This is a genomic window from Mycolicibacterium sp. P4_G11 (genome assembly GCF_056555145.1).
On sequence record NZ_JBFUJW010000006.1, the window covers coordinates 340,726 to 355,206 of the forward strand.

15 protein-coding genes are annotated in these 14,481 nt (G+C 69.6%); 3 read left to right on the forward strand and 12 right to left on the reverse strand.

From position 1 onward, the window contains the following. Positions 1 to 188: 188 nt before the first annotated feature. Together htpX and grcC1 are read right to left on the reverse strand one after the other, a co-directional pair. Positions 189 to 1,052 carry a zinc metalloprotease HtpX gene (gene htpX / locus AC1U2B_RS15940; protein ID WP_043401512.1) on the reverse strand — a complete coding sequence of 288 codons (864 nt, stop codon included), beginning with the start codon at positions 1,050 to 1,052 and terminating at the stop codon, positions 189 to 191. Between the two features lie 100 nt (positions 1,053 to 1,152). Next, entirely contained in the window at positions 1,153 to 2,160 is a 1,008-nt protein-coding gene (grcC1, locus tag AC1U2B_RS15945) for a nonaprenyl/(2E,6E)-farnesyl/geranylgeranyl diphosphat synthase (RefSeq protein ID WP_480217508.1), read from the reverse strand. 21 nt (positions 2,161 to 2,181) lie between these two features. On the opposite strand from grcC1, the gene menJ reads away from it, so the two are divergent. Continuing rightward, on the forward strand, positions 2,182 to 3,402 hold the full coding sequence (gene menJ / locus AC1U2B_RS15950) for a menaquinone reductase MenJ (RefSeq protein WP_480217509.1): 1,221 nt from the start codon (positions 2,182 to 2,184) through the stop codon (positions 3,400 to 3,402). Here menJ and AC1U2B_RS15955 read toward each other — a convergent pair. From AC1U2B_RS15955 to AC1U2B_RS15970, 4 genes are all read right to left on the reverse strand, one after another. Next, complete coding sequence (locus AC1U2B_RS15955) at positions 3,395 to 4,453, reverse strand: alpha/beta hydrolase (RefSeq protein ID WP_480217510.1); 1,059 nt, start codon at positions 4,451 to 4,453, stop codon at positions 3,395 to 3,397. The two genes, menJ and AC1U2B_RS15955, sit on opposite strands and share 8 nt — an antisense overlap. Before the next feature lie 78 nt (positions 4,454 to 4,531). Then, positions 4,532 to 4,813 (reverse strand): pyrimidine/purine nucleoside phosphorylase, encoded by a 282-nt coding sequence (gene ppnP / locus AC1U2B_RS15960; RefSeq protein ID WP_480217511.1) that lies wholly within the window; start codon positions 4,811 to 4,813, stop codon positions 4,532 to 4,534. Positions 4,814 to 4,866: 53 nt separating this feature from the next. Further along, positions 4,867 to 5,802 carry a CobW family GTP-binding protein gene (locus AC1U2B_RS15965; RefSeq protein WP_480217512.1) on the reverse strand — a complete coding sequence of 312 codons (936 nt, stop codon included), beginning with the start codon at positions 5,800 to 5,802 and terminating at the stop codon, positions 4,867 to 4,869. A 2-nt stretch (positions 5,803 to 5,804) separates the two neighbouring features. Further along, positions 5,805 to 6,509, reverse strand: coding sequence for a demethylmenaquinone methyltransferase (locus AC1U2B_RS15970; protein WP_043985000.1), 705 nt, complete (start codon positions 6,507 to 6,509; stop codon positions 5,805 to 5,807). Positions 6,510 to 6,566: 57 nt separating this feature from the next. Here AC1U2B_RS15970 and AC1U2B_RS15975 point away from each other — a divergent pair, with 57 nt between their 5' ends. Further along, on the forward strand, positions 6,567 to 7,391 hold the full coding sequence (locus AC1U2B_RS15975) for an SDR family oxidoreductase (RefSeq protein WP_480217513.1): 825 nt from the start codon (positions 6,567 to 6,569) through the stop codon (positions 7,389 to 7,391). Between the two features lie 419 nt (positions 7,392 to 7,810). On the opposite strand, the gene AC1U2B_RS15980 is transcribed toward AC1U2B_RS15975, so the two are convergent. Further along, positions 7,811 to 8,938, reverse strand: coding sequence for a glycosyltransferase family 4 protein (locus AC1U2B_RS15980; RefSeq protein WP_480217514.1), 1,128 nt, complete (start codon positions 8,936 to 8,938; stop codon positions 7,811 to 7,813). Positions 8,939 to 9,060: 122 nt separating this feature from the next. On the opposite strand from AC1U2B_RS15980, the gene AC1U2B_RS15985 reads away from it, so the two are divergent. Continuing rightward, on the forward strand, positions 9,061 to 9,735 hold the full coding sequence (locus tag AC1U2B_RS15985; RefSeq protein ID WP_480217515.1) for a DsbA family protein: 675 nt from the start codon (positions 9,061 to 9,063) through the stop codon (positions 9,733 to 9,735). Here AC1U2B_RS15985 and AC1U2B_RS15990 read toward each other — a convergent pair. The 5 genes from AC1U2B_RS15990 to AC1U2B_RS16010 are packed head-to-tail and all read right to left on the reverse strand — an operon-like array spanning position 9,732 to position 14,433. Continuing rightward, complete coding sequence (locus AC1U2B_RS15990; protein ID WP_480217516.1) at positions 9,732 to 10,235, reverse strand: DUF3592 domain-containing protein; 504 nt, start codon at positions 10,233 to 10,235, stop codon at positions 9,732 to 9,734. The genes AC1U2B_RS15985 and AC1U2B_RS15990 overlap by 4 nt on opposite strands. Then, positions 10,232 to 11,881, reverse strand: a complete 1,650-nt coding sequence (menD, locus tag AC1U2B_RS15995) for a 2-succinyl-5-enolpyruvyl-6-hydroxy-3-cyclohexene-1-carboxylic-acid synthase (protein WP_480217517.1) — start codon at positions 11,879 to 11,881, stop codon at positions 10,232 to 10,234. The genes AC1U2B_RS15990 and menD overlap by 4 nt, the downstream gene beginning before the upstream one ends. A 21-nt stretch (positions 11,882 to 11,902) precedes the next feature. Next, positions 11,903 to 12,709, reverse strand: a complete 807-nt coding sequence (locus tag AC1U2B_RS16000) for an alpha/beta fold hydrolase (protein ID WP_480217518.1) — start codon at positions 12,707 to 12,709, stop codon at positions 11,903 to 11,905. Between the two features lie 22 nt (positions 12,710 to 12,731). Next, complete coding sequence (locus tag AC1U2B_RS16005) at positions 12,732 to 13,445, reverse strand: DJ-1/PfpI family protein (RefSeq protein WP_043401491.1); 714 nt, start codon at positions 13,443 to 13,445, stop codon at positions 12,732 to 12,734. 10 nt (positions 13,446 to 13,455) lie between these two features. After that, positions 13,456 to 14,433, reverse strand: coding sequence for a GlxA family transcriptional regulator (locus AC1U2B_RS16010; RefSeq protein ID WP_480217519.1), 978 nt, complete (start codon positions 14,431 to 14,433; stop codon positions 13,456 to 13,458). Positions 14,434 to 14,481 lie beyond the last annotated feature (48 nt).

The following is a 14,481-nucleotide window of genomic DNA, read 5'->3' on the forward strand; positions in this document are numbered from 1 at the left end:
GTATATTTGATATGAATTTGGCGAGGACGCGCGGATGCCCGTTGACCCTGAAGCCAGGGCGCAAAAGTGCGAGTAGCCAACGCCCCCAAGGCAGAATCAACGCGGGGTGTTCGTTGACCCTGCGGCTGCGGCGCAAAAGAGCGAGTAGCGACGACCCTCAGTGCGGAGTCAACGGGAGAGGCCGGGCGCTATCGCCCAGCCATGCGCTCCAGGCGCGCGATCCGGTCCTCGATGGGTGGATGGGTCGAGAACAGCTTGCCGATCTTCTCGCCGGCCCGGAACGGGTTCGCGATCATCAGGTGGGCCTGGTCGGCCAGTTGCGGCTCCGGGGGCAGCGGGGCCTGCTGCACGCCGTCGCTGATCTTGCGCAGTGCGCTGGCCAGCGCCAGCGGGTCGCCCGTCAGCTCGGCGCCCGACTGGTCGGCCTGGTACTCACGCGAGCGCGACACCGCCAGCCGGATGATCGTCGCGGCCAACGGGCCGACGATCGAAAGAACCAGCAGGACAAAGGGATTGGGGCGGTCGTCACGGTCGCCACCGAACATGCCGATGAAGTAGGCGACGTTGACCAGTGCGGTCACCACCGATGCCATGGCGCCCGCCACGCAGGAGATCAGGATGTCGCGGTTGTAGACATGCGACAGCTCATGCCCCAGCACGGCGCGCAGTTCGCGCTCACTGAGGAGGTTCAGGATGCCCGTGGTGCAGCACACCGCGGCGTTGCGGGGATTGCGTCCGGTGGCGAAGGCATTGGGCGCGGCGGTGTCACTGATGTACAGCTGCGGCATCGGCTGCCGCGCCGTGGTGGCCAGTTCGCGGACGATCCGGTACATCGCCGGCGCCTGCATCTCGCTCACGGGCTGCGCGTGCATGGCCCGCAGCGCCATCTTGGCGCTGTTGAAGTAGACGTAGGCGTTCATGCCGATGGCGAACAGCACCGCCAGGTACATGATGTTCTTGCCGAACAGCGAGCCGATCAGCACGATGAGCGTCGAGAAGCCCGCCAGCAGCGCGAACGTCTTCGCGGTGTTCGCGTGCGGATTCCACGTCATCAGCTAGCTCCTCCAAGCGCAGTCGATGCTCGGCGCAATCAACTCACTGAATTGAACGCACGGCAGCTGGTGCCTGGTTCCGCGGTGTCCCGATCGACGGTCAGCCGTGGCGGTCAGCGGTGTACTCGACCAGGTTGAGCAGCGCCAGCCGGCCGGGCAGGTCCGGCAGGATGTTCAGCTCTGCGCGGGCGTCCGCGGCGAAGCGCTGCACGGTGCGCTTGGCCTCGACCATGCCCTCCGACGCCCGGAGCAACGCCAGCGCCTCCGCGAGGTCGGCGTCGTTGTCGATGGGCTTGGCCAGCAGCACCCGCAGCCGGTCGGCGTCGGCCCCGGTGTCGCGCAGCGCGTACAGCACCGGCAGGGTGTGCACGCCTTCGCGCAGGTCGGTGCCCGGCACCTTGCCCGACTCGTCGGGATCGCTGTCGATGTCGATGATGTCGTCGGAAATCTGGAAGACGGTGCCGACGATGCCGCCGAGCCGGCTGAGCCGCTCGATCTGCTCCTCGTCGGCGCCCGAGAACGTCGCGCCGAACCGGCCGGAGGCCGCGATCAGGCACGCGGTCTTCTCGTAGACGACCTTCAGGTAGTGCTCGACGGGATCGGCACCTTCGACGGCGCCGCGGGTCTCGCGCATCTGGCCCGTCACCAGCTGGGCGAAGGTATCGGCGATGACGCGGACCGCGTCGGGCCCCAGCCGGGACACCAGACGCGAGGCGGTGGCGAACAGGTAGTCGCCGGCCAGGATCGCGATGTTGTTGCCCCAGCGGGCGTTGGCGCTGTCCGCGCCGCGTCGCACCTGGGCCTCGTCCATGACGTCGTCGTGGTACAGCGTCGCCAGGTGCACCAGCTCGATCACGGCACCGGCGATGGAGACGTCGTCGTTGTCGGGGTTCGGCCCCAGCGATGCCGAGAGCACGGTGAACAGCGGACGGAACCGCTTGCCACCAGCCTGGAACAGGTGCTGGACCGCCTCGGCCATCAGCTCGTCGGCTTTGCCCAGCTCGGTCGACATCAGGTCTTCGATACGCGCGACCGCGTCGCGAACCTGCGCGGCGAAGGCGGCGTCACCAAAGTCCACGCCCGCGACCACTGTCGCTGGTGTCTTCATGGGTCCAACATACTGGGCGGCATGGTCGTGCACGCAGATGTGGTCGTGGTCGGAGCCGGGCCGGCAGGTTCCGCCGCTGCCGCCTGGGCAGCGCGCCGGGGCCGCGACGTCTTGGTCATCGACTCCGCGCAGTTCCCCCGGGACAAGGCCTGCGGCGACGGCCTGACTCCACGGGCCATCGCGGAGCTGCGTGAGCTCGGGCTCGGCGAGTGGCTCGAGGGCCGGGTCAGCCATCAAGGCCTGCGCATGGCCGGGTTCGGCGCGCAGCGCGAGGTCCGGTGGCCGGGGCCGTCGTTCCCGGCCACCAGCAGCGCCGTGCCGCGCACCGAACTCGACGACCGGATCCGGCAGGTCGCGGCCGACTCCGGCGCGAAGATGCTGCTGGGTGTCAAAGCCGTCGACGTGGAGCACGACGCCGCCGGCCGGGTGCGCACGCTGCAGCTCGACGACGGGCAAGAGATCGGCGTGGGTGAGCTCGTCGTCGCCGACGGCGCCCGATCGACGCTGGGCCGGGTGCTGGGCCGGCAGTGGCATCAGGAGACGGTGTACGGGGTCGCGATCCGCGCCTACATCGAGACGCCCCGGCACGCCGAACCGTGGATCACGTCGCACCTGGAGCTGCGCTCGCCCGAAGGCGAGGTGCTGCCCGGCTACGGCTGGATCTTCCCGCTGGGCAACGGCGAGGTGAACATCGGCGTGGGCGCGCTGGCCACCGAGAAGCGGCCGGCAGACGCCGCGTTGCGCCCGCTGCTCGCCCACTACACCGACCTGCGCCGTGATGAGTGGGGCTTCGAGGGTCAGCCCCGGCTGGCCAAGTCGGCGCTGCTGCCGATGGGTGGCGCGGTGTCCGGGGTGGCGGGGCCCAACTGGATGCTGATCGGCGACGCGGCGGCGTGCGTCAACCCGCTCAACGGCGAGGGCATCGACTACGGCCTGGAGACCGGGCGGCTGGCCGCCGATCTGCTGGGCTCGGGTGATCTGAGCGCGGCCTGGCCCGCGGTGCTGCAGGAGCACTACGCCGCGGGGTTCTCGGTGGCCCGCCGGCTGGCGATCCTGCTGACCGTGCCGAAGTTCCTGCCGATCACCGGACCGGTCGCGATGCGGTCGCAGTACCTGATGACGGTCGCGGTCCGGGCCATGGGCAACCTGGTGACCGAAGAGGACACCGACGCGATCGCCCGCATCTGGCGCCGCGCCGGGCGGGGCTCGCGCCGGCTGGATCAGCGCAAGCCGTTCAGCTGACCGACCGCGCGAATCCGACGATGTCGCGAATGGTGGCGGCGAAGACGTCGGGCATGGCGCCGGCGAGCAGGATGTCCCCGGCGTGGCAGGTGCCGGCCACGATCCGGCCGACGACGCTCACCCCGGCGGCCGCCAGCCTGCGGTAGTAGACCAGGCCCTCGTCGCGCAGCGGGTCGAGCTCGTTGACCGAAATGACGTGCGGCGGAAGTCCTGCCAGATCCGCGTCGGTGGCCGCCCCGGCCCAGCAGGTGCCGTCCTGCGCATGCTCCTGGTCGGGGTCGTAGAGGAAACCCAGCAGGGCCAGTTGCAGACAGCTGATGAAGTACCCGTCGTTCTCGCGCAGCGACGGCAGGTCGTCGGCGTCCTCGAGCCACCGGTTGGAGATGTAGGGGCACTGGGCGTAGACGCCGGCGATCTCGTCGCCCCAGCCCTCCCGGTTGGCCTTCAGCGCCACCGTCAGTGTGAGGTTCCCGCCGCCGGACTCCCCCGACACGATCAGGTGGCTGATGCCGAGCTGGTCTTTGTTCGCCGCCGTCCACCGGACGGCCGCCGCGCAATCGCCCAGCCCGGCGGGGAACGGGTGCGGGCCGAGTGCGCCGCCGGAGTTGCGGAACTCGACGCCGATGACGACGAGCCCTGCCGCCGCGAGGTTCTCGCGGAGCCGGACGTACTGGATGTCCGCGGCGCTGAGGATGGCCATCCCACCCCCGTGCAGGTGCACCACGGCGGGCAACGGACCGGCGGCCTCCGTGGGCCGGCTGATGTAGAGCGTGATCTCGTTGCCGTCGGCGCCGGTGATGGTGGTGGTCGTGCTGCTGACGCCCTCGGGCGCGGGGGCCTTCTCCCCCAACATCTTCAGGACGGCGCCGGTCCCCTGTTCGGCGAAGTTGGAGAACTCCACGAGCTGCTCGAGCGGGGAGTCGAGCGTCAGGGGCGGTTCCGGCAGTCGGCCGTCCGTCCCGAACGCGGCGAGTCCTTTGACCATGCGCGGATCAGCGCGCGGGTCGGTGCCGATGGTGCAGTCAGGGTCAGCGAGGCGTCCAAAGGGCATGGGCCCATCTTGGTGCGCAAAGTGAACTTGGTCGCGACTTTGTGAAAAGTCGCGACCAAGTTCACCGTAGGCGGAGAGTTACCGGTATTCGCAGAGGTACGCGGTCTCGACCTCGACGCGGACGCCGAACTTGCTGTCGGCCGGCACGGTGAATTGCGTTCCGGCGGCGAAGGTTTCCCACTCGTCGCTGCCGGGCAGCTGGACGGTCAGGGCACCGGAGACCACGTGCATGATCTCGAGGCTGGAGGTGCCGAACTCGTATTCGCCGACGGCCATGACACCGACAGTCGCGGGCCCCTCGGCCGGCGCGAAGGCGATCGATGCGACCTTGCCATCGAAGTACTCATTGACCTTGAACAACTGGGGCTCCTCGAACTCAGGTGAGGGGTCAGAATATCGGGCAGCCGGGCGGGCTAGTGGACCACGTATCTGTGCACCCCGAGGATCGCGTTCTCGTCGGCCGGTTCGGTGGTGCACTCGTGCAGCGCCGCGCGCACCTCGTCGGTGTCCATGCCGGTGCCGATGCACACCAGCTGGGTGCCGGCGCCGCGGCGTTTCTGCAGCCGCAGCGAGCCACCGACCAGCTGCAGCAGGTACCGGTGTCCGGCCCCGAAGTCGACGAAACCCTTTGCCCGGTACAGACCTTCGGGACGGTCCCGCAGCAGGGCCAGCAGCCGGCGCGGATTCAGGTGGGCGTCGGTGGCGTATTCGACGGCCTGGTAGACGGGGTGCTCGTGGTCGTGATCGTCGTGCAGCAGCTCGTCGAACGACAGCTGGGCCTGTGGGGCGCGCTCCGGAACGTCGATGAGCAGCGTCGGGTCGATGCGCGCAAAATCGGTGAGCTGCACCGGAACTCGCGGATTCTGGGCGCGAATTCGAGCGAGCACGTCGTCGATGTCGGCGGTTTCAGAGGCGCGGTTGAGCACCACCAGATCGGCCACCGGCAACCCGTGCCCGAATTCCGGTTCCGTCGCATTGACCACCAGCACGAGGCCGGCGTAGTGGAAGTCGTCCGAGCCGGCGGTCATGATGGTGCGCGCCACCGCGGGCGGCTCGGCGACGCCGCTGGCCTCCACCACGATCAGATCGAGGGCCGGGCGCACCGCCGCCAGCTTGCCCAGCATCTCGGCGACTTCACCGTCCTCGGCGACGCAGCAGATGCAGCCGTTGGACAGCGACGCCATGGCGTCGACCTGGCCGGCGACCAGCATCGCATCGATGTTGACGGAGCCGAAGTCGTTGACCAGCACACCGATTCGCGCCCCGCGGCCATTGCGCAGCAGGTGATTCAGCAGCGTGGTCTTACCGGCGCCCAGAAAGCCGGCAACAGCGAGGACGGGGATACTCAAGATCAGACGGAGAGGCCAATCGGCGGTTTCACCGCGGCGTGCAACGCGACGATGCCACCGGTCAGGTTGCGCCACTTCACCTGCGACCAGCCGGAGGCCTCGATCTGACGCGCCAGGTCGTCCTGGTCGGGCCAGGCCCGGATCGACTCGGCGAGGTACACGTACGCCTCGGGATTGGACGACACCGCGGTGGCCATCGTCGGGAGCGCCTTCATCAGGTACTCCTTGTAGGCCGTGGCGAACAGCTGATTGGTCGGCGTGGAGAACTCGCACACCACCAGGCGGCCGCCCGGCCGGGTCACGCGGGCCATCTCGCGCAGGCCGGCGGTGAAGTCGACGACGTTGCGCAGTCCGAAGCTGATGGTCACCGCGTCGAACACGCCGTCGTCGAACGGCAGTTTGGTGGCGTCGCCGGCGACCTTCGGGACGTCCCGGGCCGCGCCGGCGGCCAGCATGCCGACCGAGAAATCGCAGGCCACGCACCACGCGCCGGACGCCGCGAGTTCGACGGTCGACACCGCGGTCCCGGCAGCCAGGTCCAGGACCTTGTCACCTGGGCCGATGCCCAGCGCCGCGCGGGTCTGCCGGCGCCAGAACCGGTCCTGCCCCAGCGACAGCACCGTATTGGTGATGTCGTAGCGACGGGCCACGCCGTCGAACATCGACGCGACCTCGTGCGGATCCTTCTCCAATGACGCGCGACTCACGTGGTTGACGCTACCGGCCACGGGAATGGAACGGCCACCGCAGGGGCTGTAAGCCGCATGGGTGCAAAGGTCTGGTTCATCACGGGTACATCGCGCGGCTTCGGCCGGGAGTGGACGGCTGCGGTGCTGGAGCGCGGCGACAAGGTGGCCGCGACGGCGCGGGATGTGTCGACGCTCGACGATCTGGTGGCCAAGTACGGCGACGCGCTGCTGCCGATCGCGCTCGACGTCACCGACCGCGACGCCGACTTCGCCGCGGTGCAGGCCGCGCACGAGCACTTCGGCCGGCTGGACGTCGTCGTCAACAACGCGGGCTACGGCCAGTTCGGCTTCGTCGAGGAGCTGTCCGAGGCCGAGGCCCGGGATCAGATCGAAACCAATGTGTTCGGCGCGCTGTGGATCACGCAGGCGGCGCTGCCGTACCTGCGCGCGCAGGGCGGCGGGCACATCATCCAGGTGTCCTCGATCGGTGGCATCAGTGCGTTCGCGGGCCTCGGCGCGTACCACGCGTCCAAGTGGGCGCTGGAGGGTTTCTCGCAGTCGCTGGCCGCCGAGGTGGAGCGGTTCGGGATTCACGTCACGCTGATCGAGCCGGGCGGCTTCTCGACGGACTGGAGTGGCGCGTCAGCGAAGCGGACCACCGAGCTCGAGGCGTACGACGGGCTGCGCGCAGACGTCGCGCGCTGGCGCGGCGAGCGCAACGCGGTACCGGGCAACCCGGAGGCGTCGGCCGCCGCGGTGCTCAAGATCGTCGATGCCGAGAACCCGCCGCTGCGAGTCTTTTTCGGTAGTGCACCGCTGCAGATCGCCAAGGCCGACTACGAAAACCGCTTGCGCACCTGGGAAGAGTGGCAGCCCGTCTCCGAGCTCGCCCAGGGCTGAGGGCTGATGGCTGCGCTGAAATTCGTCCGCAGGGAGGACGGGTTGACCTGGATATCTGGTGCCGGCGACTGCCGCACTTCGGGTGGGTGGTGTGCTCGGAACCGGGTGCGGTGACCTCATAACCCGCAACCCGTAGCTCGACGGAGGTGGCCGTCCCGGGTCTCGGCACGCTCGGCGTGTCGGCTCTCTCTGGGACACTTGCGGTCGGGACCTGTCAGCAATGGCTGACATTGTCAGCATGCGTTGACTATGTCAGCAGATGCTGACGCCTCCTGACCGAACGTCGTCCCAAGAGAGCGTCGCCGGGAGAGGCGCTCGGCGGCCGCGAGAGTGACGCTCCTGCACACCAAATGCGGTGTGTCGCCGTACAAACTCCCCCGCAAGCGGGGGTGCCCCCAAGCCGGCTCGCGGGAGTTGAGCTAGGCAGCCAGGGCGCGGCGCTCGCCGAGGACGGCGGCGTAGTGGCCGAGGAGTTCGTCGCACACGGCGGGCCAGGTGCGGCCCAGCACGCTGCGCCGCGCGGCCACCGAGTAGCGGGACCGTTCGGCCAGCAGGTGATCGACCGCGGCGGGCAGGGACGCCTCGAAATCCGCTACCGGCAACAGCAATCCGGTGTGCATGGGCGTCACCAGGTCGCGCGGACCACCCGCATCCGGGGCGATCACCGGCAGACCCGACGCCATGGCCTCCTGTACCGCCTGACAGAACGTCTCGTGCTCCCCCGGGTGCACGAAAACGTCCATGCTGGCGTATGCCGTGGCCAGCTCCTGGCCGTACAGCGCACCGGTGAAAATCGCTGTGGGCAAAAGTTTTTCGAGCTTCGCCTGGTCGATGCCGTCACCGACCACCACGAGCTGCAGGTCATTGCGGCCGGCCAGCGCGGCCAGGCGCTCGACGTGCTTCTCCGGGGCCAACCGGCCGACGAAGCCCACCACCGGCTTACCGTCGGGCGACCATTGCGCCCGCAGCGCGGCACTGCGTGCCGACGGCGCGAAGCCCGTGACGTCGACGCCGCGACCCCACTTGTGCACACGCGGAATCCGATGGGAGACAAGGTCTTCCATCGTCGCGCTGGACGGCGCCAGGGTCCGGTCGGCCCGCGAGTGCAGATGCCGGTTCCAGGCCCACGCGACGTTCGTCATCATGCCGACGCCGTAGCTCTGGGCGAACCCGGCGATGTCGGTCTGGAACACCGCGACGGTCGGGATACCGAGGAAGCGTGCGGCGTGCAGTCCGCCGTAGCCCAGCAGGGCGGGCGAGGCGAGGTGCACCACGTCGGGACGAAAATCGCGCAGTACCCGCACCATTCGCGGCCGCGGCACACCCAACGGCAACGACGTCACCTTGGGGAACATGCGGGACGGGATGCGGTGCACGGGCACATCTCCGCAGAAAGCGTCGGCGGGTTCTTCACCCCGCGGTGTGTCCGGCGCGATCACCAGCGCCTCATGGCCGTTCCGGCGGAGGTGCTCGAGCACCCGGAGCACCGAATTGGTGACGCCGTTGACATTCGGGAGAAAGGACTCCGCCACGATCGCAACTCGCACACCTGCAGGCTGGCAGCGCCGCCTGACCGTCAGGTTGCCGTCAGGGGTACGCGACGCGAAGACCGGCACAACTCGGGTACCCCCGGTATCGTCTGTCGCACCGAGGTGAGAAAGGGGTCAGCATGCGTCTACCTCGGCTGATCCTGGTATTGGCCACCGTGCTGGCACTCACCGGCTGCGGCCGCACCGTCACCGGATCGGCGTTGCAGGACCCGGATGTGCCGGGCGTCTCCCTCACCGCGGACGGCTTCGGCATCATCGCGGGCCGGCCCGACGCCCCCGCGCAGATCGAGGTGTACACCGAGCCGCAGTGCACGCACTGTGCGCACCTGCAGGACACCGACGGACCAGAGATGAAGGGCCTGATCGCCCTCGGGCTACTGACCGTGACCTACCGCCCGGTGACCTTCTTGGACACCGGGTACGGCTATTCGGCCAAGGTGGCGGGCGCGATGTTCCTGGCCGCGGGGCACGGCACCTCGGCGCCGGCCCTGCAGGCGTACGTCGCGACATTGTGGGGGCACCAGAGCCCCGGGGGTTCGGCGCCGTCCGACGGTCAGCTCGCGAGCTGGGCCGCCGACTCCGGCGTCAGCGCCGAGGCCGTGGCGAGCATCCAGTCCGGCGGACATGCCGTCGACACCGACGAGATGACACTGACCAACGAGACCCGGCTGCAAGCGATCCGCGACGGTGACGCCGGCACGCCCACGGTGTACGACCTCAGCGCCGATGCCGTGGTCGACATCCAGGAGACCGGGTGGCTGGCCAAGCTGACCGGAGGTCAGCGGACCACCTAACCCAGCCGGCGCTGTACGAGCGTCACGAGGCCGAGCAGGACCCCGGCGACCAACCAGCCCACCACGGCGATCGATCCGGCGGGGATGACGGCGAGCGACGCGTTGCGGTTCTGCACCCGCACCAGATCCGGGTTGCTGCGGTCGTATTCGACGTAGATGCGCATCCCGGTCTCCAACTCGGACGGGTACAGCACGCCGAGCTCGGGCCGGTAGGTGACGCGGTCGGGCGTCACGAATTCGATGGTGGAGCGCCGCGGACCGGCCGAGAGCACCTCGGCGGCCGCGGTGCCCATGTTGTGCTCGATCTGCTGATCGTTACGCCAGGCACCGAGCACCAGCAGCACCGATTGCAGGGTCACCAGGCACGCCACGATGACGACGCCGATCCGAATCCGGCGGATGGTGCGCTGCGACCGGGTCTCCTCGCCGCTGCCGACGAGCAGCGGAATCAGCTTGTCCCACAAGGTATTGGCCCGGCACCGCAGGCCCGCCCAATTCAATGAGCGCCCTTGATCGCCGCCCGTATCGAAGCGTGCAGCGACCGCAGGGTGGACCGGTCCGCCTTGACCTCAAGCACGCGCATGCCCTCGAAGGGTTCGCGCAGCGCGGCGGCCAGTCCGTCGGCCTCCACCTGCCGGCACTCGACGTGGTACGCCCGACACAGGGCCGCGATGTCGACGTCGTGCGGGGTGCCGAAGATGCGCGACGACACGTCGGAGAACCGGGGATCGCCCTGCTCCAGCAGCTCGAAGATGCCGCCGCCGTTGTCGTTGGAGACGACGATGGTCAGCGCCTTCGGCGTCGGCTCGGTGGGGCCGATCAGCAGACCCGAGCTGTCGTGCACGAAGGTCAGGTCGCCGATGAGCGCGACGGTCCGGCCCTTGGTGTGGGCCAGCGCGGCGCCGATGGCGGTGGACACGGTGCCGTCGATCCCGGCGACGCCGCGGTTGGACCGCACCGAGATGTCGTGCGAGTTCAGCCCGACGAGCGCGGCGTCACGCACCGGGTTGGAGGCGCCGAGCACCAGTTGATCGCCGGGCTGCAGGCCGTCGGCGACGGCGGCCGCCACGTGCAGGCCGGTGGTCAGTTCATAGGCGGCGAGCTGGTCGCGCACCGCGTGCTCGGCGCGGGCGTTGGCTTCGGCGCAGCGGCGGAGCCAGTCCGGGTCCGGCGTCCCGGAGGTGATGGCCCGGGTGCCGGTGGCCTGCGAGTTGCCGGACACATCGGGCCAGCGCGGCCCGGTGGTCAGGGCGTAGACGGGCACCGACGGGTCCGCGAGCAGCGCCGACACCGGCCGGTGCAGCGTGGGCCGGCCCAGCATGATCACCTGCTGCGGCCTGACCTGTGACAGGGCCAGCGGGTGCACCGGGTTGTCGGCCGGCGGTGCGGTCGGTTCGGCGACGGTCGGCAGGTGCGACAGGTTCTCGTGGCGGCCCGCACCATGACCGGCGATGACGAGGGTGTCGGCGGTCAGGTCGATCTCGAGCGGCTGGTCGAACGTGACCGGCGGGGTGTAGGTCCACGGCCGGCTATCGGGACGGCCTTCGGGGCAGTACGGGGCGCCGTGCGGCACCTCGTTTTCGTCGTCGGGCACCAGCGGTTCCCGCAGCGGGATGTCGAACTGCACCGGGCCGGCATTGGCAGTGCGAGAACCCTTGGCCGCCACCAGAACTCGACAGGTGGCCGAGCGCCACTGGGCATTGGACGCGGCCACGTCGGCCGTCGGCTCGGCCAGTCCGAGGCTGATGGTCGCCCGCACCTGATTGCCGAAATAGCCCAGCTGCTCCATGGTCTGGTTGGCGCCGGTGCCCAACAGTTCGTACGGACGGTTGGCGCTCAGCACGATCAGCGGCACGCGGGCGTAGTTCGCCTCGATCACCGCCGGACCGAGGTTGGCGACCGCGGTGCCCGAGGTCATCGCGATGCAGACCGGTGCACCCTCGGCGACCGCCAGCCCGACGGCCAGGTAGCCGGCGGTGCGCTCGTCGATGCGGACGTGCAGCCGCAGGCGGCCGGCCCGGTCGGCGTCGGCCAGCGCGAATGCCAGTGGCGCGTTACGCGAGCCGGGGCACAGCACCACGTCGCGGACGCCGCCGCGAATCAATTCGTCGACGACGACCCGCGCCTGAATCGTCGACGGGTTCATTGCTACAGCGTGTCACAGGGCCTAACCAGTCGGCCCCGCCGACGTCGGGTTGGCAGCGAAGAACTCCAGCGCGGCGGCGTTCACCACATCGGGACGTTCGATGAAGCCGAGGTGGCCGGCGTCGGGGATCTCCAGGTAGCGGCCCAGCGGGATGGCGTCGGCGACCTCCTTGGACAGGTGCGGCGGCAGCACGACGTCGTCGGCGAACCCGATCACCTGAACGGGCACCGCGATCTGCCGGTAGGCCGGCAGCCGGTTGGTTTCCGGCGCGACGGCCAGTTGGGCGCGCAGGCCCGGGGTGGCCTTGGTCGGCCACATGGTGAACATCTCGATCCAGTCCTGGACGGCGCGGTCGTCGTTCAGGGTCTTGGGTGAAAAGTTCTCCAGCAGGCGGTTTTTCGCGTCCACCTCGGGCGGCAGCTCGATACCCGCGGCCAGCAACGCCCGCTCGGCTTCGCGGAAGAAGGTGCGGGCACGGTCCTCGCGACCACGCGTGGCCATCAGCACCGCCGAGGACACCAGCTCGGGCCGCGCGACCATGAGCTCCTGGGCGATGAACGACCCCATCGACACCCCGACGATGCGCACCGGGCCGCCGACGACCTTGTTGATCAGCGAGGCCGTGTCGGCGACGGCCTGGTCGGTGGAGAAGCCGATGGCGTTCTCGGTGGCGCCGATGCCGCGGTTGTCGAAGGTGATGCAGCGGAAGCCGGCCCGCTGGAACGCCGGCACCTGGTGCAGGTGCCAGGTGCGGCCCGCGCCGCCTCGGCCTGCGATGAACAGCACCGGCTCGCCGGTACCGCCGCGGTCGTCGAATGCCAGATTCACCCGGCCGAGGTTACTGGACCCGTCAGCGGCGGGAACGGACGCGCTTGAGGGCCTGGTCCCACAACAGCGCCGTGGTGGCCTTGAGCTGTACGGGTTTGAGCAGCTCACGCGACATCAGGGCCGTCGCGCTGGCCTTGGTGGCGGCCGATGCCTTCGACATGTGCCCGGAGTCGAACGGCGGCTGCGGGTCATATTCCATGGACAGCTGGATGGCCTTGGCCTTGTCTTCGCCGGCGATCTGGCCGGCCAGCCACAGGCCCAGGTCGATGCCGGCGGACACCCCCGCACACGTGACGATGTGCTCTCCGGCCGGCACGATCCGCTCGTCGGTGACGGGTTCGACGCCGAACGTACGTAGCAGCTGCACGGCCGCCCAGTGCGACGTCGCGCGTTTGCCGGTGAGCAGACCCGCGGAGGCCAGGATCACCGACCCCGAGCAGACCGACGCCGTCCAGGTGGAGCTCTGGTGGGCCCGCCGAACCCAGTCGAGCACCTTCTCGTCGCGGGCGTGCTCCATGGTGCTGAACCCGCCCGGAATCAGGATGATGTCGGGCGACGGGGTCTCGTCGAAGGAATGGGTGGCACCCACCAACAGCACGCCGGAGTCCGCGGCGATGGGACCGGGCTCGTGCCAGACGAAGCGGACCTCGGTGTCGGGCAGCCAACGCAACGACTCGTAGGGCCCGATGAAGTCGAGGGCCGTGAACCCCGGGTACAGCACGATGGCAACCTGCATGATCTCTCCTCTAGGCGAAGGTTTTGCGGTACTGGTCCGGCGAAACGCCAACGCGGCGAACGAAACTGCGGCGCAGCGTCTCGGCGCTGCCGAACCCGCAGCGGGCCGCGATGGCGGTGACGGTGTCGTCGGTCTCGGTGAGTTGCCGACGGGCCGCATCGGTGCGGACCCGCTCGACGTAGGCCGCGGGCGGCTCCCCCACCTCGGCGGTGAAGGTGCGGGTGAAGTGCCGCGGGCTCATCGCCGCGGCGCGCGCCAGCTCCGGAACACTGTGCGCGCCGGCGGGTTCGGATTCGATGAGCTCCTGCACGTCGCGAATCGGCTCGCGCTTGGCACGGGGCATCCAGACCGGCGGCGCGAACTGCGTCTGCCCGCCAGGCCGGCGCAGGTACAGCACCAGCCAGCGGGCCACATTCTGGGCGACGTCGGTGCCGTAGTCGTCTTCGACGAGGGCCAGCGCCAGATCAATGCCGGCAGTGACGCCGGCCGCGGTCCACACCTGCTCGGAGCTGCGGACGAAGATCGGATCGGCATCGACTGCGATGCGCGGAAATTCGCGGGCCAGCTGGTCCGCCGAGGCCCAGTGCGTGGTCGCCGAGCAGCCGTCGAGCAGGCCGGCCTCCGCGGCCAGGAACGCGCCGTTGCAGACGCTGACGATCCGGCGTGCGTGCGGTGCGGCGGTACGAATCCAGTCCATGACGGCAGGGTTGCCCCGGGCCTGGTCGACCCCCATGCCGCCGGGCAGCACCACGGTGTCGATCGGTTGGCTCGGGTCCGGCGGCGGCTGCGCGACGAACTCGAGGCCGGTCAGAGTGGAGACGGGGCCGCCGTCGGCCGAGGCCAGGACCGGGGCGTAGCCCTCGTCCCCGCGTCCCATCACGGCCAGTTGCACCGTGGCCAAGGTGAACACGTCGAACGGGCCGACGACGTCGAGGGCCTGCACTCCGCGAAAGCCGAGGAGCACCACAGATCGCGTCACGCATCCCATCGTGCGCCGCCACTCCCGTGGCGTCTACGCCACGGGGCCCACAGATTA

What these genes read in the sequence shown, in the direction of transcription:
- AC1U2B_RS16010 (WP_480217519.1), bottom strand. Translation starts at nt 14,433, where the DNA reads ATGGGATGCGTGACGCGATCTGTGGTGCTCCTCGGCTTTCGCGGAGTG.
- htpX (WP_043401512.1), bottom strand. Translation starts at nt 1,052, where the DNA reads ATGACGTGGAATCCGCACGCGAACACCGCGAAGACGTTCGCGCTGCTG.
- menD (WP_480217517.1), bottom strand. Translation starts at nt 11,881, where the DNA reads ATGAACCCGTCGACGATTCAGGCGCGGGTCGTCGTCGACGAATTGATT.
- menJ (WP_480217509.1), top strand. Translation starts at nt 2,182, where the DNA reads ATGGTCGTGCACGCAGATGTGGTCGTGGTCGGAGCCGGGCCGGCAGGT.
- AC1U2B_RS15975 (WP_480217513.1), top strand. Translation starts at nt 6,567, where the DNA reads ATGGGTGCAAAGGTCTGGTTCATCACGGGTACATCGCGCGGCTTCGGC.
- AC1U2B_RS15955 (WP_480217510.1), bottom strand. Translation starts at nt 4,453, where the DNA reads ATGCCCTTTGGACGCCTCGCTGACCCTGACTGCACCATCGGCACCGAC.
- grcC1 (WP_480217508.1), bottom strand. Translation starts at nt 2,160, where the DNA reads ATGAAGACACCAGCGACAGTGGTCGCGGGCGTGGACTTTGGTGACGCC.
- AC1U2B_RS15985 (WP_480217515.1), top strand. Translation starts at nt 9,061, where the DNA reads ATGCGTCTACCTCGGCTGATCCTGGTATTGGCCACCGTGCTGGCACTC.
- AC1U2B_RS16005 (WP_043401491.1), bottom strand. Translation starts at nt 13,445, where the DNA reads ATGCAGGTTGCCATCGTGCTGTACCCGGGGTTCACGGCCCTCGACTTC.